Raw genomic sequence first — 24138 nt, 5'->3', positions numbered from 1 at the left:
CTAATTTGGCGGGGGCGCTTCGCTTGCCCGCCCTACAAATTTGTAGGCCCGATAAGCGAAAGCGCATCGGGCATTTGATTATTAACAGGTAATGACCGTGCTCAACAAACTCTCTCGTCTGCTGGCTGATGCCGGTATTTCTCTTACCGATCACCAGAAAACGCTGCTGGTCGCCTACGTTGATATGCTGCACAAATGGAACAAAGCATACAACCTGACGTCAGTGCGGGATCCCAACGAAATGTTGGTACGCCATATTCTCGACAGCATAGTCGTTGCGCCGTATCTTCAGGGACAGCGTTTTATCGACGTAGGAACAGGACCGGGGCTGCCGGGCATCCCGCTGGCTATTGTTCTCCCTGACGCGCATTTCACCTTACTCGACAGCCTGGGCAAGCGGGTACGTTTTCTGCGTCAGGTCCAGCACGAACTGAAACTGGAAAACATCACGCCGGTTCAAAGCCGCGTTGAAGCCTATCCCTCCGAACCGCCGTTTGATGGCGTTATCAGCCGCGCTTTCGCATCGTTGAATGATATGGTGAGCTGGTGTCACCATCTGCCGGGAGAGAAAGGGCGTTTTTATGCCTTAAAAGGGCAATTGCCAGGGGATGAAATTGCCTCACTACCTGACAATTTTAGCGTCGAATCTGTTGAAAAATTACGCGTTCCGCAACTGGAAGGCGAGCGGCATCTGGTGATTATTAAGTCAAACAAAGTTTAATTTTTATCAAAAAAATAGAAAAAAAACGACGCGGCTTGTGTTAAAAATCGACAGGTATAACGCATTTCAGCGTTGTTACATTTAACTCTGGATTTACGGTTTCGTTTCAACATGACAACGTCGCTTCTTTTGTTAAAACAGAGAGTAATCAACTTTGTAAATATCAGTCTGCTAAAAATCGAATCGAAAAATCACTTTTGCTTGTTAAATTTTTATTATAAATGTCAATGGGGCGTTTTTAAGGTGTAAGCTGGTATTTTTAAAACAGTACTTGGTTTTACGCTTAAATATCAAAAAGATGAAAAGGCATGAATTGACACGTAAATGAATTGCGTAAGCATGAATATGTTTAATGTGTGATCTGGTGCACGCTTTATCGCCAGTGTTTTCGCGCTATTTGCAGTTTTGTACGATCGTTCACACTTTGGCTAAAAGTTAAAAATGCGGGCCAGAGAAAAATATTTAAACATTTATTCACCTTTTGGCTACTTATTGTTTGAAATCACGGGGGCGCACCGTATAATTTGACCGCTTTTTGATGCTTGACTCTAAGTCTTAAAGAACGTTTTATACGACACGCGGCATACCTCGAAGTGAGCAGGAGTAAAAACGTGATGTCTGTGTCGCTCGTGAGTCGAAACGTTGCTCGTAAGCTTCTGTTCATTCAGTTTCTGGCGGTAATAGCAAGTGGATTGCTGTTTTGCCTCAAAGACCCCTTCTGGGGCATCTCCGCAGTATGTGGGGGATTGGCAGTGGCACTGCCTAATATGTTGTTTATGATATTTGCCTGGCGTCACCAGGCGCATACACCTGCTAAGGGCCGCGTGTCCTGGACTTTCGCCTTCAGTGAAGCCTTCAAGGTGTTAGCGATGCTGGTTTTACTGGTGGTGGCGTTGGCGGTTTTAAAGGCGGTGTTTTTGCCGCTGATCGTTACGTGGGTTTTGGTGCTGGTGGTTCAGATACTGGCGCCGGCTGTAATTAACAACAAAGGGTAAAAGGCATCATGGCTTCAGAAAATATGACGCCGCAGGAATACATAGGACACCATCTGAATAACCTTCAGCTGGACCTGCGTACTTTCTCGCTGGTGGATCCGCAGAACCCCCCAGCCACCTTCTGGACGCTCAATATTGACTCCATGTTCTTCTCGGTGGTGCTGGGTCTGTTGTTTCTGGTGATGTTCCGTAGCGTTGCTAAAAAAGCGACCAGCGGCGTGCCAGGCAAGTTTCAGACCGCGATTGAGCTGATAGTCGGCTTTGTGCATGGCAGCGTCAAAGACATGTACCATGGCAAAAGCAAGCTGATTGCGCCGCTGGCCCTGACGATTTTCGTCTGGGTATTCCTTATGAACCTGATGGACTTACTGCCTATCGACCTGCTGCCGTATATCGCTGAGCATTGGCTGGGTCTGCCGGCAACGCGCGTGGTGCCGTCTGCTGACGTGAACATCACCCTGTCGATGGCGCTGGGCGTATTCATCCTTATTCTGTTCTACAGCATCAAAATGAAAGGCATCGGCGGCTTCGCAAAAGAGTTGACGCTGCAGCCGTTCAATCACTGGGCGTTCATTCCTGTCAACTTAATCCTTGAAGGGGTAAGTCTGCTGTCCAAACCGGTTTCTCTCGGTCTGCGACTGTTCGGCAACATGTATGCCGGTGAGCTGATTTTCATTCTGATTGCTGGTCTGTTGCCGTGGTGGTCACAGTGGATTCTGAATGTGCCGTGGGCCATTTTCCACATCCTGATTATTACGCTGCAAGCCTTCATTTTCATGGTTCTGACGATTGTCTATCTGTCGATGGCGTCCGAAGAGCATTAATTTACCAACACGACTACGTTTTAACTGAAACAAACTGGAGACTGTCATGGAAAACCTGAATATGGATCTGCTGTACATGGCTGCCGCTGTGATGATGGGTCTGGCGGCAATCGGTGCTGCGATCGGTATCGGCATCCTCGGGGGTAAATTCCTGGAAGGCGCGGCGCGTCAACCTGATCTGATTCCTCTGCTGCGTACTCAGTTCTTTATCGTTATGGGTCTGGTGGATGCTATCCCGATGATCGCTGTAGGTCTGGGTCTGTACGTGATGTTCGCTGTCGCGTAGTAAGCGTTGCTTGAATTAAGAGCAATATCAGAAGGTTAACTAGATAGAGGCATTGTGCTGTGAATCTTAACGCAACAATCCTCGGCCAGGCCATCGCGTTTATTCTCTTTGTCTGGTTTTGCATGAAGTACGTATGGCCGCCGTTAATGGCAGCTATCGAGAAACGTCAGAAAGAAATTGCTGACGGTCTCGCTTCTGCTGAACGAGCACATAAGGATCTTGACCTTGCAAAGGCCAGCGCGACCGACCAGCTGAAAAAAGCGAAAGCGGAAGCTCAGGTAATCATCGAGCAGGCAAACAAACGCCGCGCTCAGATCCTGGACGAAGCCAAAACTGAAGCAGAGCAGGAACGTACTAAAATCGTGGCGCAGGCGCAGGCGGAAATTGAAGCCGAGCGTAAACGCGCCCGTGAAGAGCTGCGTAAGCAAGTTGCTATCCTGGCTGTTGCTGGCGCCGAGAAGATCATCGAACGTTCCGTGGATGAAGCTGCTAACAGCGACATCGTGGATAAACTTGTCGCTGAACTGTAAGGAGGGAGGGGCTGATGTCTGAATTTGTTACGGTAGCTCGCCCCTACGCCAAAGCAGCTTTTGACTTTGCCGTTGAACACCAAAGTGTAGAGCGCTGGCAGGATATGCTGGCGTTTGCCGCCGAGGTAACCAAGAACGAACAAATGGCAGAGCTTCTCTCTGGCGCGCTGGCGCCGGAAACGCTCGCTGAGTCGTTTATCGCAGTCTGCGGTGAGCAGTTAGACGAAAACGGTCAGAACCTGATTCGGGTGATGGCTGAAAATAATCGTCTGAACGCGCTCCCGGATGTTCTGGAGCAGTTTATTCATCTGCGTGCCGCCAGTGAAGCTACCTCCGAGGTAGAAGTTACGTCGGCAACCGCATTGAGTGAAGAGCAGCTTTCGAAAATCAGCGCCGCGATGGAAAAACGTCTGTCACGCAAAGTGAAGCTGAATTGCAAAATCGATAAGTCTGTAATGGCAGGCGTTATCATCCGGGCGGGTGATATGGTCATTGATGGCAGCGTACGCGGCCGTCTTGAGCGCCTTGCAGACGTCTTGCAGTCTTAAGGGGACTGGAGCATGCAACTGAATTCCACCGAAATCAGCGAACTGATCAAGCAGCGCATTGCTCAGTTCAATGTGGTGAGCGAAGCTCACAACGAAGGTACTATTGTTTCTGTCAGTGACGGTGTTATCCGCATTCACGGCCTGGCCGATTGTATGCAGGGTGAAATGATCTCCCTGCCGGGTAACCGTTACGCTATCGCACTGAACCTGGAGCGCGACTCCGTGGGTGCGGTAGTCATGGGTCCATACGCTGACCTTGCCGAAGGCATGAAGGTTAAATGTACGGGGCGTATCCTGGAAGTTCCGGTTGGCCGCGGCCTGCTGGGACGTGTGGTAAACACCCTGGGTGCGCCAATCGACGGTAAAGGTCCGGTTGATAATGACGGCTTCTCTGCCGTTGAAGCGATTGCGCCGGGCGTTATCGATCGTCAGTCTGTCGATCAGCCGGTGCAGACCGGTTATAAAGCCGTTGACTCCATGATCCCAATCGGTCGTGGTCAGCGTGAACTGATCATCGGTGACCGTCAGACCGGTAAAACCGCGCTGGCTATCGACGCCATCATCAACCAGCGCGACTCCGGCATCAAATGTATCTATGTCGCTATCGGCCAGAAAGCGTCCACCATCTCTAACGTGGTGCGTAAACTGGAAGAGCACGGCGCGCTGGCTAACACCATTGTTGTGGTGGCGACCGCGTCCGAATCCGCTGCGCTGCAATATCTGGCGCCGTATGCCGGTTGCGCAATGGGCGAATACTTCCGTGACCGCGGCGAAGATGCGCTGATCATTTACGATGACCTGTCTAAACAGGCTGTTGCTTACCGTCAGATCTCCCTGCTGCTCCGTCGTCCGCCAGGACGTGAAGCATTCCCGGGCGACGTATTCTACCTCCACTCTCGTCTGCTGGAGCGTGCTGCGCGTGTTAACGCCGACTACGTCGAAGCCTTCACTAAAGGTGAAGTGAAAGGGAGAACCGGTTCACTGACTGCGCTGCCGATTATCGAAACGCAGGCAGGTGACGTTTCCGCGTTCGTTCCGACCAACGTAATTTCCATTACCGATGGTCAGATCTTCCTGGAATCTAACCTGTTTAACGCCGGTATCCGTCCTGCGGTTAACCCGGGTATCTCGGTATCCCGTGTAGGTGGCGCAGCCCAGACCAAGATCATGAAAAAACTGTCCGGTGGTATTCGTACCGCGCTGGCGCAGTATCGTGAACTGGCGGCGTTCTCTCAGTTTGCATCCGACCTTGACGATGCCACCCGTAAACAGCTTGACCACGGTCAGAAAGTGACCGAACTGCTGAAACAGAAACAGTATGCGCCGATGTCCGTCGCGCAGCAGTCTCTGGTTCTGTTCGCAGCAGAACGTGGTTATCTGGCGGATGTCGAACTGGCGAAAATCGGTAGCTTCGAAGCCGCACTGCTGGCTTACGTCGACCGTGATCACGCTCCGCTGATGCAAGAGATCAACCAGTCCGGTGGCTATAACGACGAAATCGAAGGCAAGCTGAAAGGCATCCTCGATTCCTTCAAAGCAACCCAGTCCTGGTAACGTCTGGCGGCTTGCCTTAGGGCAGGCCGTAAGGCATTGAGGAGAAGCTCATGGCCGGCGCAAAAGAGATACGTAGTAAGATCGCAAGCGTCCAGAACACGCAAAAGATCACTAAAGCGATGGAGATGGTCGCCGCTTCCAAAATGCGTAAATCGCAGGATCGCATGGCGGCCAGCCGTCCTTATGCAGAGACCATGCGCAAAGTGATTGGTCACCTTGCGAACGGTAATCTGGAATATAAGCACCCCTACCTGGAAGAGCGCGACGTTAAACGCGTGGGCTACCTGGTAGTGTCGACCGACCGTGGTTTGTGCGGTGGCTTGAACATTAACCTGTTCAAAAAGCTGCTGGCGGATATGAAGGCATGGTCCGATAAAGGCGTTCAGTGCGAACTCGCAATGATCGGCTCTAAGGGCGTGTCATTCTTTAATTCCGTAGGCGGCAACGTTGTCGCTCAGGTGACAGGTATGGGGGATAACCCTTCTCTGTCCGAACTGATCGGTCCGGTTAAAGTGATGTTGCAGGCCTACGACGAAGGCCGTCTGGACAAGCTTTACATTGTCAGCAACAAATTTATTAACACCATGTCTCAGGTGCCGACGATCACTCAACTGCTGCCGCTGCCGGCGTCAGAAGATGATGATCTGAAGCGTAAAGCCTGGGATTACCTGTATGAACCAGACCCGAAAGCGCTGCTGGATACTCTCTTGCGTCGTTATGTGGAGTCTCAGGTTTATCAGGGCGTGGTAGAAAACCTGGCCAGCGAGCAGGCCGCACGAATGGTGGCGATGAAAGCCGCAACCGATAATGGCGGCAGCCTGATTAAAGAGCTGCAGTTGGTATACAACAAAGCTCGTCAGGCCAGCATTACTCAGGAACTCACCGAGATCGTCTCGGGGGCCGCCGCGGTTTAACCAGGTTATTTCGTAGAGGATTTAAGATGGCTACTGGAAAGATTGTCCAGGTAATCGGCGCCGTGGTCGACGTCGAGTTCCCTCAGGATGCCGTACCACGCGTGTACGATGCCCTTGAGGTGCAGAATGGTAATGAGAAGCTGGTGCTGGAAGTTCAGCAGCAGCTTGGCGGCGGTATCGTGCGTACCATCGCGATGGGGTCTTCTGACGGTCTGCGTCGCGGTCTGGATGTAAAAGATCTCGAACACCCGATCGAAGTCCCGGTAGGTAAAGCCACGCTGGGTCGTATCATGAACGTCCTGGGCGAACCGGTCGACATGAAAGGCGAGATCGGCGAAGAAGAGCGTTGGGCGATTCACCGCGCAGCACCTTCCTACGAAGAGTTGTCAAACTCTCAGGAACTGCTGGAAACCGGTATCAAAGTTATCGACCTGATGTGTCCGTTCGCGAAGGGCGGTAAAGTCGGTCTGTTCGGTGGTGCGGGTGTAGGTAAAACCGTAAACATGATGGAGCTTATTCGTAACATCGCGATCGAGCACTCCGGTTACTCAGTGTTTGCGGGCGTAGGGGAACGTACTCGTGAGGGTAACGACTTCTACCACGAAATGACCGACTCCAACGTTATCGATAAAGTATCCCTGGTGTATGGCCAGATGAACGAGCCGCCGGGAAACCGTCTGCGCGTTGCACTGACCGGCCTGACCATGGCGGAGAAATTCCGTGACGAAGGTCGTGATGTACTGCTGTTCGTCGATAACATCTATCGTTACACCCTGGCCGGTACGGAAGTATCCGCACTGCTGGGCCGTATGCCTTCCGCAGTAGGTTACCAGCCGACTCTGGCGGAAGAGATGGGCGTTCTGCAGGAACGTATCACCTCCACCAAAACCGGTTCTATCACCTCCGTACAGGCGGTATACGTACCGGCGGATGACTTGACTGACCCGTCTCCAGCCACCACCTTTGCGCACTTAGATGCAACCGTGGTACTGAGCCGTCAGATCGCATCCCTGGGTATCTACCCGGCCGTTGACCCGCTGGACTCCACCAGCCGTCAGCTGGATCCGCTGGTTGTTGGTCAGGAACACTACGACACCGCGCGTGGCGTTCAGTCCATCCTGCAGCGTTATCAGGAACTGAAAGACATCATCGCCATCCTCGGTATGGATGAACTGTCTGAAGAAGATAAACTGGTGGTAGCACGCGCGCGTAAAATTCAGCGCTTCCTGTCCCAGCCGTTCTTCGTGGCGGAAGTATTTACCGGTTCTCCGGGCAAATACGTTTCCCTGAAAGACACCATCCGTGGCTTTAAAGGCATCATGGAAGGCGAATACGATCACCTGCCGGAGCAGGCGTTCTACATGGTCGGTTCCATCGACGAAGCCGTGGAAAAAGCCAAAAAACTTTAACGCCTTAATCGGAGGGTGATATGGCAATGACTTACCACCTGGATGTCGTCAGCGCGGAGCAACAAATGTTCTCCGGTCTGGTCGAGAAAATCCAGGTTACGGGTAGCGAAGGCGAACTGGGGATTTACCCGGGGCACGCGCCGCTGCTCACCGCCATTAAGCCTGGTATGATTCGCATCGTTAAGCAGCACGGTCACGAAGAGTTTATCTATCTGTCCGGCGGCATTCTGGAAGTGCAGCCTGGCAGTGTGACCGTTCTGGCGGATACCGCGATTCGCGGTCAGGATCTCGACGAAGCGCGAGCCTTGGAAGCGAAGCGTAAAGCCGAAGAGCACATTAAGAGCTCGCACGGTGACGTGGATTACGCTCAGGCGTCTGCGGAACTGGCCAAAGCGATCGCTAAACTGCGCGTTATCGAGTTGACCAAAAAAGCGATGTAACACCGGCTTGAAAGCATAAAACCAGTCTGATTGCGGACTGGTTTTTTTTTATCCTCTCAATTTTTATTCGATAAACTAGCAACGACAAAAACAAGCGGCTGAAGGCGACGCGTTTTCAGCGACAGCGCTGTTTTCATTAAATCCTTCTTTCTGTCATTGGCATCTGCACATTGTGCGAAGAAGGGAGGAATGGATGCGTTTTTATTGCATAAAATGAGGGATTATTACTATGTCATTTCAGCCATCCTTTGCGGGTCCACAACCCGACTCAAGGATTGATCGTACTACCTTTATTCGTCGTGCTTATCTTCATCTCGCCGTCGCCATCGTCGGTTTTATCGTATTGAGCGCGGCGTGGAGTTTTATAGGGGTCGGGGAGTATGCGCTTGATGTGCTGCTGGCTGGTGGAAGATATAGCTGGTTGGTTGTTCTCGGCGCTTTTATGCTGGTGGGAATGCTGGCGACCCGTCTGGCGGATAATGCGGGGAATAATCAAACGCAACTTATCGGGCTGGGGATTTATGTGTTGGCAGAATCCCTGATTTTTGCCACCCTGTTAACGGTGGCGGCGTATATTAACCCGTCGAGCATTGGCGCGGCGGCAATAACGACTCTGTTGCTGGTCGGCGGCCTGACGTTTACCGCTTTTTCTATAAAAAAAGACTTTTCTTTTCTGCGCTCGTTTCTGACTATGGCTGGGTTCATTGCTTTTGGCGCGATTATTGCCAGCGTCATCTGCGGCTTCTCGCTGGGCGTCTGGTTTTCTGCGCTGATGGTACTGCTGTGCGCCGGGTTTATACTTTACGATACTTCTAACATTATTCACCATTACCCTACCGATCGCCCTGCTGGCGCGGCATTACATCTGTTTGCTTCTATCGCGACCATGTTCTGGTATATTTTGCGGATTTTTATGTCGCGTAATTAAGTAAAAAATACGCGCAACGGAAAACCAGCGGCCTCTGTCGCTGGTTTTTGCTTTTCTGACTCCCCTGCGCTTTATTACGTTATCTTCTTTATTTATGGAGTAAAAAAACAGCAAAAACATCGGACTACGTTGCCAATACGCGGGTGTTTTTACTTTTCAGGAGACAAGAGGCGCGGTAATGAACGAAAATGATTCATTAGCAGGCGGGGTTTTTATCCCGGTGAGCGTTTTATCCTTCTTCCATTTTACGATGAAAAAAATGTAGTATTTTCAACGTGAAACAGTATAAATTCGTTCTCAAATTACAGTCAGGACGCGTATGTTAAATAGTGCTATGAGCGTAGTGATCCTTGCCGCAGGTAAAGGCACGCGCATGTATTCCGATATTCCTAAAGTGCTGCACACGCTGGCGGGTAAACCCATGGTGCAGCATGTCATTGATGCAGCTACTAAATTAGGGGCCGCACAGGTTCATCTGGTCTATGGCCACGGTGGCGAGTTGTTAAAACAGACCCTGAAAGATGACAAGCTAAACTGGGTGCTTCAGGCGGAACAGTTGGGAACAGGTCACGCAATGCAGCAGGCCGCGCCCTTCTTTAGCGACGATGAAGATATTTTAATGCTTTACGGCGACGTGCCGCTGATTTCGGTTGAAACCTTACAGCGCCTGCGCGATGCCAAACCGCAGGGTGGTATTGGGTTATTAACCGTGAAGCTGGACGATCCGAGCGGCTATGGCCGTATTACGCGTGAAAACGGTAAAGTGACCGGCATCGTTGAACATAAAGACGCCACTGATGAACAGCGTCAGATCCAGGAAATTAACACCGGTATTCTGATCGCCAACGGCGCGGACCTGAAACGCTGGTTGTCTAAGCTGACTAACAATAATGCGCAGGGGGAATATTACATCACAGATATCATCGCGCTGGCTTATCAGGAAGGACGGGAAATCGCCGCGGTGCATCCGGCTCGCATCAGCGAAACGGACGGCGTGAATAACCGTCTACAGCTTTCTCGTCTGGAGCGTATTTACCAGGCCGAACAGGCGGAGAAACTGCTGTTATCCGGCGTTATGTTGCGCGATCCGGCACGTTTTGATCTTCGCGGCACCCTTCATTGTGGAATGGATGTGGAAATTGACGCTAACGTTATCATCGAAGGTTATGTAACGCTCGGTCACCGCGTGAAGATCGGCGCGGGCTGCATTATTAAAAACAGCGTTATTGGCGATGACTGCGAAATTAGCCCATACAGCGTGGTGGAAGATGCGCATCTGGAAGCGGCCTGCACCATCGGCCCGTTTGCTCGCCTGCGTCCCGGCGCGGAGCTGTTAGCGGGCGCTCACGTCGGCAATTTCGTTGAAATGAAAAAAGCGCGTCTCGGTAAAGGTTCTAAAGCCGGCCATCTGACCTACCTGGGCGATGCGGAAATTGGCGACAACGTGAATATCGGCGCGGGGACCATCACCTGTAACTATGATGGTGCGAACAAATTCAAAACGGTTATTGGCGACGATGTGTTTGTCGGCTCCGATACCCAACTGGTGGCGCCGGTTACTGTTGGTAAAGGGGCCACCATCGCCGCAGGGACTACCGTCACCCGTAATGTAGCCGACAATGAACTGGTATTAAGCCGCGTGCCGCAGGTGCATAAGCAAGGCTGGCAGCGTCCGGTGAAGAAAAAGTGATTTTGTAAGCCGGATAAGCGTCAGCGCCATCCGGCAGACCGGAGATGAGAGGATAAAATAATCCTCCGCTCCATGAGCAGTACTTATAAAAATAACCCCACTCTCTACAAGGCTCGGGGCGCCCGCAACGACGGGCATACAGGTCAGCGACAACGCATGGCGTAATGCCATAATCAGGAAATAAAACTATGTGTGGAATTGTTGGCGCTATCGCGCAGCGTGATGTAGCTGAAATCCTTCTCGAAGGTTTACGTCGTCTGGAATACCGCGGATATGACTCTGCCGGTCTGGCCGTGGTTGATGCAGAAGGTCATATGACCCGCCTGCGTCGCCTCGGTAAAGTCCAAATGCTGGCTCAGGCAGCGGAAGAACATCCTCTGCATGGCGGCACCGGTATTGCTCACACTCGTTGGGCGACGCACGGTGAACCTTCAGAAGCTAACGCGCATCCGCATGTTTCTGAACACATTGTGGTGGTGCATAACGGCATCATCGAAAACCATGAACCGCTGCGTGAAGCGTTAAAAGCGCGTGGCTATACCTTCGTTTCTGAAACCGACACCGAAGTGATTGCACACCTGGTAAACTGGGAACTGAAACAGGGCGGTACTCTGCGTGAGGCTGTTCTGCGTGCTATCCCGCAACTGCGTGGCGCATATGGTACGGTAATTATGGATACCCGTCACCCGGATACCCTACTGGCGGCACGTTCTGGTAGCCCGCTGGTGATTGGCCTGGGTATGGGCGAAAACTTTATCGCTTCTGACCAGCTGGCGCTGTTGCCAGTGACTCGTCGCTTTATCTTCCTTGAAGAGGGCGATATCGCTGAAATCACTCGCCGTTCGGTAAATATCTTCGATAACACCGGCGCGGAAGTAAAACGTCAGGATATCGAATCCAATCTGCAATATGACGCGGGCGATAAAGGTATTTACCGCCACTACATGCAGAAAGAGATCTACGAACAGCCGAACGCGATCAAAAACACCCTTACCGGGCGCATCAGCCACGGTCAGGTGGATTTAAGCGAGCTGGGACCGAACGCCGATGAACTGCTGTCGAAGGTTGAGCATATTCAGATCCTCGCCTGCGGTACGTCTTACAACTCCGGTATGGTTTCCCGTTACTGGTTTGAATCGCTGGCAGGTATTCCGTGCGACGTTGAAATCGCCTCTGAATTCCGCTATCGCAAATCTGCCGTGCGTCGTAACAGCCTGATGATTACCCTGTCACAGTCTGGCGAAACCGCAGATACCCTGGCTGGCCTGCGTCTGTCGAAAGAGCTGGGATATTTGGGCTCTCTGGCCATTTGTAACGTGCCGGGATCTTCGCTGGTGCGTGAATCCGATCTGGCGCTGATGACCAACGCGGGTACGGAAATTGGCGTAGCATCTACCAAAGCCTTCACCACCCAGTTAACCGTGCTGTTGATGCTGGTGGCGAAACTGGCGCGTCTGAAAGGTCTGGATACGTCCATTGAGCATGATATCGTGCATGGCCTACAGGCGCTGCCGAGCCGTATTGAGCAGATGCTGTCGCAGGACAAACGTATCGAAGCCCTGGCGGAAGATTTCTCTGACAAACACCATGCGCTGTTCCTGGGGCGTGGCGATCAATATCCGATTGCGCTCGAAGGCGCGCTGAAGCTGAAAGAGATCTCTTACATTCACGCGGAAGCCTATGCTGCAGGCGAGCTGAAACACGGGCCGTTGGCGCTGATTGACGCCGATATGCCGGTGATTGTGGTGGCGCCGAACAACGAACTGCTGGAGAAACTGAAATCCAACATCGAAGAAGTTCGCGCACGTGGCGGTCAGTTGTACGTCTTCGCCGATCAGGATGCGGGTTTCGTCAGCAACGACAACATGCACATCATCGAGATGCCGCATGTGGAAGAGGTCATTGCGCCTATCTTCTACACCGTTCCGCTGCAACTGCTGGCGTATCACGTGGCGCTGATTAAAGGCACCGACGTTGACCAGCCGCGTAACCTGGCGAAATCGGTTACCGTAGAGTAAGTACAAATGTAGTACCAGGCAGAAGGCCGTCGATAGACGGCCTTTTTTTGTGCGCCGTGACAGGCGCTGTTCTTTCTCTATGGTGGCTGAAGAGCGACTAAGAGGTGCTACGCCTGCCTGCGCTACGGGTACCCGGTCACATTCTCTTCTTTAAGGCCCTGGCTCAATCCAGGTGGATCGGAAATCAAACCATCCCAGGTTATTCAGGTGGATCCCCCTGGCCCGGTCGGGGCCTTTGAGTCGCATCCAGTGGTGAAAAAGCGGCTGTAGCCAGCCTGAACGGGTGGTTTCCCTGACCAGTTGTTCCGCGCTGATGGTTTCGGTATGCCACTGGGTTTCCCATTGGGCCAGCAGCGCATCATCCCCACCGCTGATGGCGTGGCGCAGTAAAGGGGAGCCCAGTAGCCATGTACCGACGTTCCACTCTTCGGGAATGGGGAAATTGACCGTCCCCAGCCAGAGATCCACATTGGTTTTGCCATTCGCCCAGTCATCATAATTCAGCTCAACGCCCTCAAGTAAAATGCCCTGCTGGCGCATGATCTCTTGCATAATATCCAGGAGCATTGGAAATTCAGGGTGCTGATCGTGATAGGCCAGACGCAGTTTTGCGTAGGGCGACGACGAGATAAAAGGTGAACAGGCCGGGCCCGCCTCAATAGTATGAAACCAGGAGGACAGCAGGCTGCCGCCCGGTACCCAGAAGGGGCGAATTGCCTCACTCAGATGCTGGAGTAAGGCGTAAGGGCTGAGAGTTTCCCGCAGCCAGCGGCGATGTTCGGCGGTATGCCAGTGCGGAGAGCGACTGTCGCATAATAAAAAATATCCTCCACGCTCAAGAAACATCTCGCGCAGGTTGTCAGAAGGTTTGCCCGCTACCTGGCTAAGCCGTCCGGAAACGTAATCCTCATCGCTCAGGCTGGAACTGAGCCAAGCTGCCGTGTCGTTATCCGACAGCGATTCCGCCAGGTTGTCTGTCTCCGTTAAATTCGGCCAGATAAAGACCTCCACTTCATCCAGCAGCCCGCGCAGACCGAAATAGTGGTCAAAGGCCTTCATTTGCAGATGAAAGCCATTGTTTTCCACCACCTCATAAGGGCCAGTCCCCACAGGATGTGCCGGGAAATCAGCGCGTTGTGTATGGTCAGGCGGTAGGATCATGGCATCAATATGGCTGAGCAGCAGCGGCAGTCGGTTATCCGGGTGCGCCAGCGTAATTTCAAGGCTCAGCGGCCCGGTGGCCTGAATGGTCTGCAAGTGCGAGAACAACGGCAGCTTAGCGCTGCGGGTCAGTGAAGCGATAACCGCGTCGATCGTCAGCTCCTGACCATCATGCCAGAGGACGGCGGGGCGCAGATAAAAACGCCAGCGCAGTGGATCAATCTGCCGCCAGTGGTGGGCAAGATCGGCTTCGACTTCACCTTTTTCCTCATTTATGCGCGTCAGGCCGCTAAAAATCTGCCTGACCAGATGCTGCTCAGAGCGACGCAACGGTATGCCGGGGCACAGCGACGGCATTGTCCGGTAATAGGGGATGCACAGCCGCTGATAGTCTGCCCGCACGCTATAGCCCAGCTTTGAACGCAACAGTTGCGCCACCTGGTGCTTATTTTTACCCAGCAGCTGAATGGCCTGATCAACATGACCAGACTCCAGCAACTGCTCCGCCTTTTCGCTTAACAGCTATTCTGGTTTATAGCGCAGGTGAAGCCGGGCGCGATGCCCACGTCCGGCCTGTGATTGCCAGATGAGCCACTTTGCCTCCTGCATCTGAAGCAACAGATTACGCATATGCCGCCGGGTGCAGAACAACATATCCGCCAGCTCCTGTAGCGTCACGCTAACAGGCTTGTCGCCATAGTGCTGGAGTAGCTTTAAGTATTTTTGTTCAGTGTGCCGGGTTGTCATAAAAGGTGAAATTTCCCGAACGGGAATGAGCAATTTTTAATATCCCCTTTTTAGCCGATGATTTTCTCTATCGCAACTTCTATGAGGATTCATCATGACAAAGCGCATTAATAAAGACACTCAGGTCTGCATGTCCCTGGCGGCACGCCCAAGTAACTTCGGTACACGCTTTCACAACTATCTGTACGAAGCGCTGGATCTCAATTATCTCTACAAAGCTTTTTCGCCGACCGATCTTACGCAGGCCATTAGCGGCGTGCGCGGGTTGGGGATCCGTGGGTGCGCGATCTCTATGCCGTTTAAAGAAGCCTGCATTCCGCTGGTGGATGAACTGGATGCTTCCGCTCAGGCCATTCACTCAGTTAATACCATTGTGAATACCAATGGCCATCTGAAGGCGTACAACACCGATTACATTGCAATAGCTCGCTTGCTGGCGAATTACAAGGTCTCTCCCGACCTGGTGTTTGCTTTGCGTGGCAGCGGTGGTATGGCAAAGGCGGTGGCCTGCGCGCTGAAGGATGCGGGGTTTACCCGTGGTTATATTGTCGCGATTGATGAAGCGTCAGGTAAACAACTGGCCGAACTCTATGGCTATGAATGGCGCCCGGATACCGACGGTATTGAAGCTGATTTGTTAATTAACGCCACGCCTATCGGAATGGCTGGCGGTAATGATGCCGACAAACTTTCTTATTCCGAACAGGAAGTGGATAAGGCGAGCGTTATCTTTGATGTGGTGGCGCTACCGCCCGTCACGCCGCTAATCCGCTACGCCCGTGAACGCGGTAAAACCGTGATTACCGGTTCCGAAGTGTTTGATATTCAGGCCGTGGAGCAATTTGTCCTTTATACCGGGATTCGCCCGGATGACGCGCTGTTCCAGAAAGCAGCGGCCTGGTCACGCCTGTAACATTTTTTCCCGCTTTTTCTTTAAATTAAAAGAACAGGGTACCCTACTATGACTAAAAAAATTGTTGCTGTGACGGCCTGTCCGACGGGCGTCGCCCATACCTTTATGGCGGCAGAAGCGTTGGAAATTGAAGCCCGCAAGCGTGGTGACTGGATCAAGGTTGAAACCCGCGGTTCCGTCGGGGCGAAGAACACGCTGACCGCGGAAGAGATAGCGCAGGCGGATGTGGTGATTATCGCGGCGGATATTGAGCTGGATCTGTCAGGCTTTGTTGGCAAAAGACTCTATCGCACCAGTACCGGCGCGGCGCTAAAAAAGAGTGCGCAGGAAATGGATAATGCTTTCAATAGCGCCGAGGTCTATCAGGGGAGTGCCGGGCGCTCTTCTTCAGCTGGTAAAACAGAGCTACCCGGCGTTTATAAGCATTTAATGACCGGCGTATCCCATATGCTTCCTTTGGTGGTGGCGGGAGGATTGTGTATCGCGCCTTCGGTATCCAGGCCTTCAACGAGCCGGGCACGCTGGCGGCTGCGCTATTTCAAATTGGTGGTAAGGCGGCCTTTGTGCTGATGGTGCCGGTACTGGCTGGGTTTATTGCCTTCTCAATTGCCGATCGTCCGGGTCTGGCCCCGGGGCTTATTGGCGGGATGTTGGCCAGCCTGTGCGGTGCTGGTTTCCTGGGAGGGATTGTGGCCGGTTACAGCGTACGGTTTCTGGCGCAAAATATTAAGCTGCCAGCGTCAATGGAAGCGCTTAAGCCTGTGCTGGTTCTGCCGCTACTGTCTACGCTGATTACCGGCCTAATCATGATTTACGTGGTGGGTGGCCCCGTTTCTGCGGTGATGGAAGGGCTGACGACGTTCCTGGGGAATATGACCTCTACGAATGCTATCTTGCTGGGAATGTTGCTGGGCGCAATGCAAGGTTTTGACCTTGGCGGGCCGGTGAATAAAGCTGCGTATACCTTCGGCGTCGGTTTACTGGCTTCTCATTCTTATACGCCAATGGCGGCTATTATGGCGGCAGGGATGGTACCGGCATTAGGAATGGGCGTCGCAACCTGGGCGGCAAGAGCGAAATTCAATGCCGCTGAGCATGAAGCGGGTAATGCATCTTTTATCCTGGGGCTGTGCTTTATCTCTGAAGGGGCGATTCCCTTCGCCGCGCGTGACCCGATGCGCGTCATCCCTTCTACGATGGTCGGTGGCGCAATCGCCGGGGGACTATCCATGTATTTCGGTTGTACACTGATGGCGCCACACGGCGGCCTCTTTGTCCTGGCGATCCCACATGCGGTAGAACATGTGATGCAGTACCTGCTCTCGATTGCCCTGGGCACTATTGCCTGCGGCCTGATGTACGCGCTGTTGAAACCGTCTGCGGTTGCGCAAACAGTCTAATTCATCTCCCCCTGCAGGCTGGTCTGGTGTCTCCCCGGGCCAGCTTTTTTTATTTCCATTGTCATCAAACCGTCATAATAAAGACATATAACTGTCATCAATTTGTCCTATTTTGCTCATCGTAGCAACTCAAACAACGATTTACCGAAACCGTGCAGGAGACATTATGAAAGTTATGCGTACCACTGTCGCAACTGTTGTCGCCGCGACCTTATCGATGAGCGCGTTCTCTGCCTTTGCAGCAGCAAGCCTGACAGGTGCCGGTGCAACGTTTCCTGCGCCGGTGTATGCCAAATGGGCGGATACCTACCAGAAAGAAACCGGTAACAAAGTCAATTACCAGGGGATAGGCTCTTCCGGCGGCGTGAAACAAATCACCGCGAATACCGTTGATTTTGGCGCTTCCGATGCGCCGCTGTCTGACGAAAAACTGAATCAGGAAGGCCTGTTCCAGTTTCCGACGGTGATCGGCGGCGTGGTGCTGGCGGTGAATATTCCAGGCCTCAAATCCGGTGAACTGGTGCTGGATGGTAAAACGCTGGGTGACATCTACCTCGGTAAAATCAAGAAGTGGGATGATGAAGCCATCACCAAACTGAACCCAGGCGTGAAGCTGCCTTCTCAGAACATCGCTGTGGTGCGTCGCGCTGACGGTTCCGGTACCTCCTTCGTGTTCACCAGTTACCTGGCGAAAGTCAACGACGAGTGGAAATCGAAAGTGGGCGCGGGTTCTACCGTGAACTGGCCAACCGGTCTGGGCGGTAAAGGTAACGACGGCATCGCGGCATTTGTACAGCGTCTGCCAGGCGCTATCGGCTACGTTGAATACGCTTACGCTAAGCAGAACAACCTGGCCTACACCAAACTGGTTTCTGCCGACGGCAAGCCGGTAAGCCCGACGGAAGATAGCTTCTCTAATGCGGCGAAAGGCGCAGACTGGAGCAAAACCTTCGCGCAGGATCTGACCAACCAGAAAGGTGACGATGTGTGGCCAATCACCTCCACCACCTTTATCTTGGTCCACAAAGCGCAGAAGAAACCTGAGCAGGGTGCTGAAGTGCTGAAGTTCTTCGACTGGGCCTACAAAAATGGCGCTAAACAGGCGAATGATCTGGACTACGCCAGCCTGCCGGATAACGTTGTTGAGCAGGTTCGTACCGCCTGGAAGACCAGTATAAAAGACAGCAACGGTAAGGCGCTGTATTAATTAACGAATTGGCGGATGGCGCTACGCTTATCCGGCCTACAACGTGGGCCTGCGGTCGAAACCGTAGGGCGGATAAGCGTAGCGCCATCCGGCAGGGGCAACGTCGTAAAACGCGTTTAATGGAAAGAGTAATTTATGGCTGCAACCAAGCCTGCTTTTAACCCGCCGGGTAAAAAAGGCGACATGATTTTCAGCGCGCTAGTAAAACTGGCTGCGCTGATTGTGCTATTGATGTTGGGCGGTATTATCGTCTCATTGATCATCTCCTCCTGGCCAAGTATTCAGAAATTTGGCTTCTCATTTCTTTGGACTAAGGAATGGGACGCGCCAAACGATATCTACGGCGCGCTGGTGCCCATTTATGGCACGCTGGTGACCTCCTTTATCGCACTGCTGATCGCCGTTCCGGTCAGTTTCGGCATTGCCCTGTTTTTAACCGAGCTGGCGCCAGGCTGGCTAAAGCGTCCGCTCGGCATCGCTATTGAACTGCTGGCGGCGATCCCCAGTATCGTGTACGGCATGTGGGGGCTGTTTATCTTCGCGCCGCTGTTTGCGACGTACTTCCAGGAGCCGGTCGGCAATATTCTTTCCAACATTCCGTTTGTCGGCGCGCTGTTCTCCGGCCCGGCGTTTGGTATCGGCATTCTGGCGGCGGGCGTCATCCTCGCCATCATGATCATCCCCTACATTGCGGCGGTTATGCGCGACGTCTTCGAGCAAACGCCGGTAATGATGAAAGAGTCCGCTTACGGTATCGGCTGCACTACTTGGGAAGTTATCTGGCGCATCGTGCTACCGTTCACCAAAAATGGCGTGATCGGCGGCATTATGCTGGGGCTGGGCCGTGCTCTGGGTGAAACGATGGCGGTCACTTTTATCATCGGTAATACCTACCAGCTCGACAGCGCGTCGCTGTATATGCCGGGCAACAGCATCACTTCCGCGCTGGCGAACGAATTCGCTGAGGCGGAATCGGGTCTGCACGTGGCAGCGTTGATGGAGCTGGGGCTGATTTTGTTTGTGATCACCTTTATCGTCCTGGCGGCGTCTAAGTTCATGATTATGCGTCTGGCGAAGAACGAGGGAGCACGTTAATGGCTACGCTTGATATGCAGAACACCGCGCAGCTCGCGGAATCCCGTCGCAAGATGCAGGCGCGTCGCCGCATGAAGAACCGTATCGCACTAACGCTCTCAATGGCGACGATGGCATTTGGCCTGTTCTGGCTGATCTGGATTTTGATGTCCACCATCACGCGCGGTATTGATGGTATGTCGCTGGCGCTGTTTACCGAAATTACGCCGCCGCCGAATACGGCGGGCGGCGGGCTGGCGAACGCCCTGGCGGGGAGTGGATTGTTGATTCTCTGGGCTACCGTATTGGGTACGCCGCTGGGGATTATGGCCGGGATCTATCTGGCGGAGTATGGCCGTAAATCCTGGCTGGCGGAAATCATTCGCTTTATTAACGACATTCTGCTTTCCGCGCCGTCAATTGTTGTGGGGCTGTTTGTTTACACCATCGTGGTGGCGCAGATGCAGCACTTCTCCGGTTGGGCAGGGGTGATTGCGCTGGCGCTGTTGCAGGTACCGATCGTTATCCGTACCACTGAAAACATGCTCAAGCTGGTGCCGGATAGCCTGCGTGAAGCCGCTTATGCGCTGGGTACGCCGAAGTGGAAGATGATCTCCGCGATTACGCTGAAAGCCTCTATCTCCGGCATTATGACCGGTATTCTGCTGGCAATTGCCCGTATCGCCGGCGAAACGGCGCCATTGTTGTTTACCGCGCTCTCGAACCAGTTCTGGAGCACCGACATGATGCAGCCGATCGCCAACCTGCCGGTGACCATCTTTAAATTCGCGATGAGCCCGTTTGCCGAATGGCAACAATTAGCCTGGGCGGGCGTGCTGATTATTACCCTGTGCGTACTGCTGCTGAATATTCTGGCGCGTGTTGTTTTCGCGAAGAAAAAACACGGTTAAAGACATTGTAGGCCTGATAAGCGTAGCGCCATCAGGCATTATTTTACGGCGTGGCGGATGCGGCGCTGGATGAGGAAAAGAGTGAAATGAGTATGGTTGAAACTGCCCCGAGTAAGATTCAGGTTCGTGATTTGAACTTCTACTACGGCAAATTCCATGCCCTGAAGAACATTAATCTGGATATCGCGAAGAATCAGGTAACGGCATTTATCGGGCCATCCGGCAGCGGTAAATCAACGCTACTGCGTACCTTCAATAAAATGTATTCGCTTTATCCGGAGCAGCGCGCGGAAGGTGAAATTCTGCTGGATGGCGACAATATTCTCACCAACACCCAGGATATCGCGCTGCTGCGCGCAAAAGTGGGGATGGTATTCCAGAAGCCGACGCCGTTCCCGATGTCCATCTATGACAATATCGCCTTTGGCGTGCGTCTGTTTGAGAAGCTGTTTCGCGCCGATATGGACGAGCGCGTGCAGTGGGCGTTGACCAAAGCCGCATTATGGAACGAAACCAAAGATAAATTGCACCAGAGCGGGTACTCTCTCTCCGGTGGTCAGCAGCAGCGTCTGTGCATTGCGCGCGGTATCGCCATTCGCCCGGAAGTGCTGCTGCTGGATGAGCCATGTTCAGCTCTGGACCCGATCTCTACCGGGCGTATTGAAGAGCTGATCACCGAGCTGAAACAGGATTACACCGTGGTGATCGTGACCCACAACATGCAGCAGGCGGCACGTTGCTCCGATCATACGGCGTTTATGTACCTGGGCGAGTTGATTGAGTTCAGCAACACGGACGATCTGTTCACCAAGCCCGCGAAGAAACAAACAGAAGACTATATCACCGGTCGTTACGGTTAATTCAGGAGTGCGTAATGGACAGTCTGAACCTTAATAAACATATTTCCGGCCAGTTCAACGCCGAACTGGAAAGCATCCGCACTCAGGTAATGACCATGGGCGGCATGGTGGAGCAGCAGCTTTCTGACGCTATCACCGCCATGCACAACCAGGACAGCGAGCTGGCGAAGCGCGTGGTAGAAGGCGATCATCAGGTTAATATGATGGAAGTCGCCATCGATGAAGCCTGCGTGCGTATTATCGCCAAGCGCCAGCCGACGGCGAGCGATCTGCGTCTGGTGATGGCGATTATCAAAACCATCGCCGAACTGGAGCGCATTGGCGACGTGGCGGATAAAATCTGCCGTACCGCGCTGGAGAAATTCTCCCAGCAGCACCAGCCGCTGCTGGTCAGCCTGGAGTCACTGGGCCGCCACACCGTGCAGATGCTGCACGACGTGCTGGATGCGTTCGCGCGGATGGATCTCGATGAAGCGGTGCGTATCTATCGTGAAGATAAGAAAGTTGACCAGGAATATGAAGGCATCGTGCGTCAGCTGATGACCTACATGATGGAAGACTCGCGCACCATTCCCAGCGTGCTGACCGCGTTATTCTGCGCGCGCTCTATCGAGCGTATCGGCGACCGCTGCCAGAATATCTGCGAATACATCTTCTACTTCGTGAAGGGGCAAGATTTCCGTCACGTGGGCGGCGATGAGCTGGATAAGCTGCTGGCGGGGAAAGATCCGAAAGAGTAAATCTCATTCTTTTGCCCGGTGGCGCTGCGCTTACCGGGCCTACAGGTACAGATGCTGTAGGCCGGATAAGCGTTAGCGCCATCCGGCATTTCAGTTAACGCGTAATCTCCCACCCGCGCGCTTTCCACAATCCCGGCAACTGCGCCAAATCGGTAAAAGTCGTCACGTTAGGGTGATCGATCGGCTTGTTATGCGGATCGGCGCAGAAATAAAACACTTCCATTCCCGCCGCAATTCCTGACTGCGCGCCTGCGCTGGAATCATCCACCAGAATACACTTCTCAACATTGACCTTCATGGCGTTCGCCGCATGGAGCATCAGTGCCGGATCGGGCTTCCAGCGTTGAATATCGTAACCGCTAAACAGCAAATCAGGAAAATGATGCAACATGCCCAGTTTACCCAGCGAATGCTGCATCTTACTGACCGGCCCGTTGGATACCACGCACATGGGCGTCTTAATGCTGTCCAGCAGCGTATTTGCGCCCGCGATCGCTTCCAGTTCGGTATCGAACAGGCGCGCAACCTCGGCGCGATACACGGGTTCCAGCTCCGCCTTTGCCAGTGCAACGCCATGCTCTTTACTGATGGTATCGATAATTTCGTAGAGCTTTACGCCTTTAAAGCGTCGGAATACTTCCGCGAGCTCAAGCGTAATGCCGAACTGCCGGAACATAGTGACATAGGCGCGCGAGCAAATCACTTCACTGTCGACCAGCGTGCCGTCACAGTCAAAAAACACTGCTTCGATTTGGGACATGTCATTTCCATTTTAACAAGTTTAACGTTTACGTAATGCTGAATGAGGGGACGCAATCGTTGCCGTACTAACAAATTGAGTGAAAAAAATTACCACACAACTGCGCCAGGTGTTGCATTTTGGTATAGGATAACGGCGAATTTTCCCTCCTTTCTCCGGAAATTGATAATGAGTCAACAACACACCACCCAGGCTTCTGGTCAGGGTATGCTGGAACGCGTGTTTAAACTGCGCGAACATGGCACGACGGCACGAACCGAAGTGATCGCCGGTTTTACCACTTTCCTGACGATGGTTTATATCGTTTTTGTTAACCCGCAAATTCTGGGCGTAGCTGGCATGGACACCAGCGCCGTCTTTGTGACCACCTGTCTGATTGCGGCCTTTGGCAGTATTCTGATGGGCCTGTTCGCTAACCTGCCGGTGGCGCTGGCGCCCGCGATGGGGCTGAATGCATTCTTTGCCTTCGTGGTTGTGCAGGCAATGGGACTGCCGTGGCAGGTAGGCATGGGCGCCATTTTCTGGGGCGCTGTTGGTCTTTTATTGCTGACTATCTTCCGCGTGCGTTACTGGATGATCGCCAACATTCCGGTCAGCCTGCGCGTGGGCATCACCAGCGGCATCGGCCTGTTTATCGGCATGATGGGGTTGAAAAACGCCGGCGTGATTGTCGCTAACCCGGAAACGCTGGTCAGCATCGGCAACCTGACCTCGCACAGCGTGCTGCTGGGGGTTCTCGGATTCTTTATTATTGCGATTCTCGCTTCGCGCAACATTCATGCGGCGGTGCTGGTGTCCATCATCGTCACGACGTTGCTTGGCTGGATGATGGGTGATGTACACTACAACGGCATTGTCTCCGCGCCACCAAGCGTCACCAGCGTGGTAGGGCATGTCGATTTGGCAGGCTCGTTCAATCTTGGCCTGGCGGGGGTTATTTTCTCCTTCATGCTGGTAAACCTGTTTGACTCCTCCGGTACGCTGATTGGCGTGACTGATAAAGCCGGCCTGGCGGATGAGAAAGGCAAATTCCCGCGCATGAAGCAGGCGCTGTTTGTTGATAGTATCTCTTCTGTCACTGGCGCATTTGTCGGAACGTCTTCTGTGACCGCTTATATTGAGTCCTCTTCCGGCGTTTCGGTGGGCGGTCGCACCGGTTTGACGGCGGTGGTGGTCGGTATTTTGTTCCTGCTGGTTATCTTCCTGTCGCCGCTGGCGGGCATGGTGCCGCCTTACGCGGCGGCGGGCGCGCTGATTTACGTCGGCGTGCTGATGACCTCCAGCCTGGCGCGGGTAAACTGGCAGGATTTAACCGAATCGGTCCCGGCATTTATTACGGCGGTAATGATGCCGTTTAGCTTCTCGATCACCGAAGGTATCGCGCTGGGCTTTATCTCTTACTGCGTGATGAAAATCGGTACCGGTCGCCTGCGCGACCTTAGCCCGTGCGTAGTGATTGTCGCGCTGTTATTCGTGCTGAAGATTGTGTTTATTGACGGCCACTAAGA

General features: G+C 53.1%; 21 protein-coding genes and 2 pseudogenes. 21 read left to right on the top strand and 2 right to left on the bottom strand.

Features of this window, described 5'->3' with window-relative positions:
* Positions 1–97: 97 nt before the first annotated feature.
* The 13 genes from rsmG (at position 98) to glmS (ending at position 12857) form a co-directional block, all read left to right on the top strand.
* Positions 98–721 carry a 16S rRNA (guanine(527)-N(7))-methyltransferase RsmG gene (rsmG, locus tag ACLJRU_RS21355; RefSeq protein ID WP_001519938.1) on the top strand — a complete coding sequence of 208 codons (624 nt, stop codon included), beginning with the start codon at positions 98–100 and terminating at the stop codon, positions 719–721.
* A gap of 614 nt (positions 722–1335) precedes the next feature.
* Positions 1336–1716 carry a F0F1 ATP synthase subunit I gene (atpI, locus tag ACLJRU_RS21350; RefSeq protein ID WP_001541173.1) on the top strand — a complete coding sequence of 127 codons (381 nt, stop codon included), beginning with the start codon at positions 1336–1338 and terminating at the stop codon, positions 1714–1716.
* Between the two features lie 8 nt (positions 1717–1724).
* Positions 1725–2540 carry a F0F1 ATP synthase subunit A gene (gene atpB / locus ACLJRU_RS21345; RefSeq protein ID WP_000135632.1) on the top strand — a complete coding sequence of 272 codons (816 nt, stop codon included), beginning with the start codon at positions 1725–1727 and terminating at the stop codon, positions 2538–2540.
* A 46-nt stretch (positions 2541–2586) separates the two neighbouring features.
* A complete protein-coding gene (gene atpE, locus ACLJRU_RS21340; protein ID WP_000429386.1) occupies positions 2587–2826 on the top strand; it encodes a F0F1 ATP synthase subunit C in 240 nt (79 codons plus the stop codon).
* A gap of 59 nt (positions 2827–2885) precedes the next feature.
* Positions 2886–3356: a F0F1 ATP synthase subunit B gene (gene atpF / locus ACLJRU_RS21335; protein ID WP_001052212.1), complete on the top strand. Its 471-nt coding sequence runs from the start codon at positions 2886–2888 to the stop codon at positions 3354–3356.
* A gap of 14 nt (positions 3357–3370) precedes the next feature.
* Entirely contained in the window at positions 3371–3904 is a 534-nt protein-coding gene (gene atpH / locus ACLJRU_RS21330; RefSeq protein ID WP_001288957.1) for a F0F1 ATP synthase subunit delta, read from the top strand.
* Positions 3905–3916: 12 nt separating this feature from the next.
* Complete coding sequence (atpA, locus tag ACLJRU_RS21325) at positions 3917–5458, top strand: F0F1 ATP synthase subunit alpha (RefSeq protein ID WP_001176753.1); 1542 nt, start codon at positions 3917–3919, stop codon at positions 5456–5458.
* A 50-nt stretch (positions 5459–5508) separates the two neighbouring features.
* A complete protein-coding gene (gene atpG, locus ACLJRU_RS21320; RefSeq protein ID WP_000896506.1) occupies positions 5509–6372 on the top strand; it encodes a F0F1 ATP synthase subunit gamma in 864 nt (287 codons plus the stop codon).
* A 26-nt stretch (positions 6373–6398) separates the two neighbouring features.
* Entirely contained in the window at positions 6399–7781 is a 1383-nt protein-coding gene (gene atpD / locus ACLJRU_RS21315; RefSeq protein WP_000190499.1) for a F0F1 ATP synthase subunit beta, read from the top strand.
* Positions 7782–7801: 20 nt separating this feature from the next.
* Positions 7802–8221: a F0F1 ATP synthase subunit epsilon gene (locus ACLJRU_RS21310; protein ID WP_001251971.1), complete on the top strand. Its 420-nt coding sequence runs from the start codon at positions 7802–7804 to the stop codon at positions 8219–8221.
* 229 nt (positions 8222–8450) lie between these two features.
* The gene (locus ACLJRU_RS21305) at positions 8451–9149 is read left to right on the top strand and encodes a Bax inhibitor-1 family protein (RefSeq protein WP_038394063.1); all 699 of its coding nucleotides are present in this window, start codon (positions 8451–8453) and stop codon (positions 9147–9149) included.
* A 319-nt stretch (positions 9150–9468) separates the two neighbouring features.
* A complete protein-coding gene (gene glmU, locus ACLJRU_RS21300) occupies positions 9469–10839 on the top strand; it encodes a bifunctional UDP-N-acetylglucosamine diphosphorylase/glucosamine-1-phosphate N-acetyltransferase GlmU (protein ID WP_000934851.1) in 1371 nt (456 codons plus the stop codon).
* Positions 10840–11027: 188 nt separating this feature from the next.
* Positions 11028–12857, top strand: a complete 1830-nt coding sequence (gene glmS / locus ACLJRU_RS21295; protein WP_000334063.1) for a glutamine--fructose-6-phosphate transaminase (isomerizing) — start codon at positions 11028–11030, stop codon at positions 12855–12857.
* Between the two features lie 150 nt (positions 12858–13007).
* On the opposite strand, the pseudogene ACLJRU_RS21290 reads toward glmS, so the two are convergent.
* A pseudogene (locus tag ACLJRU_RS21290) lies at positions 13008–14765 on the bottom strand (SgrR family transcriptional regulator).
* 94 nt (positions 14766–14859) lie between these two features.
* Here ACLJRU_RS21290 and ACLJRU_RS21285 point away from each other — a divergent pair.
* The 7 genes and pseudogenes from ACLJRU_RS21285 to phoU all read left to right on the top strand — a co-directional run bounded on the left by ACLJRU_RS21285 (position 14860) and on the right by phoU (position 21870).
* The gene (locus ACLJRU_RS21285) at positions 14860–15678 is read left to right on the top strand and encodes a shikimate 5-dehydrogenase (RefSeq protein WP_000166712.1); all 819 of its coding nucleotides are present in this window, start codon (positions 14860–14862) and stop codon (positions 15676–15678) included.
* A gap of 48 nt (positions 15679–15726) precedes the next feature.
* Positions 15727–17078 (top strand): annotated as a pseudogene (locus ACLJRU_RS21280) (fructose-specific PTS transporter subunit EIIC).
* Between the two features lie 166 nt (positions 17079–17244).
* A complete protein-coding gene (gene pstS, locus ACLJRU_RS21275; RefSeq protein ID WP_000867127.1) occupies positions 17245–18285 on the top strand; it encodes a phosphate ABC transporter substrate-binding protein PstS in 1041 nt (346 codons plus the stop codon).
* A 135-nt stretch (positions 18286–18420) separates the two neighbouring features.
* The gene (pstC, locus tag ACLJRU_RS21270; protein ID WP_000741630.1) at positions 18421–19380 is read left to right on the top strand and encodes a phosphate ABC transporter permease PstC; all 960 of its coding nucleotides are present in this window, start codon (positions 18421–18423) and stop codon (positions 19378–19380) included.
* Positions 19380–20270, top strand: a complete 891-nt coding sequence (gene pstA / locus ACLJRU_RS21265; RefSeq protein ID WP_000212192.1) for a phosphate ABC transporter permease PstA — start codon at positions 19380–19382, stop codon at positions 20268–20270. Before pstC ends, pstA begins: the two co-directional genes overlap by 1 nt.
* 86 nt (positions 20271–20356) lie before the next feature.
* The gene (pstB, locus tag ACLJRU_RS21260; protein ID WP_001541170.1) at positions 20357–21130 is read left to right on the top strand and encodes a phosphate ABC transporter ATP-binding protein PstB; all 774 of its coding nucleotides are present in this window, start codon (positions 20357–20359) and stop codon (positions 21128–21130) included.
* A gap of 14 nt (positions 21131–21144) precedes the next feature.
* On the top strand, positions 21145–21870 hold the full coding sequence (gene phoU / locus ACLJRU_RS21255; RefSeq protein ID WP_000377800.1) for a phosphate signaling complex protein PhoU: 726 nt from the start codon (positions 21145–21147) through the stop codon (positions 21868–21870).
* Between the two features lie 94 nt (positions 21871–21964).
* Here phoU and yieH read toward each other — a convergent pair whose 3' ends face one another.
* Positions 21965–22630, bottom strand: coding sequence for a 6-phosphogluconate phosphatase (gene yieH, locus ACLJRU_RS21250; protein WP_000078078.1), 666 nt, complete (start codon positions 22628–22630; stop codon positions 21965–21967).
* A gap of 168 nt (positions 22631–22798) precedes the next feature.
* Here yieH and adeP point away from each other — a divergent pair, with 168 nt between their 5' ends.
* Positions 22799–24136, top strand: a complete 1338-nt coding sequence (adeP, locus tag ACLJRU_RS21245) for an adenine permease AdeP (protein ID WP_001747550.1) — start codon at positions 22799–22801, stop codon at positions 24134–24136.
* Positions 24137–24138 lie beyond the last annotated feature (2 nt).

This window comes from Salmonella sp. SAL00653 (assembly GCF_046552515.1).
Classification (GTDB): Bacteria; Pseudomonadota; Gammaproteobacteria; order Enterobacterales; family Enterobacteriaceae; genus Salmonella; species Salmonella enterica.
This window is presented reverse-complemented; position numbering and strand designations above follow the sequence as displayed.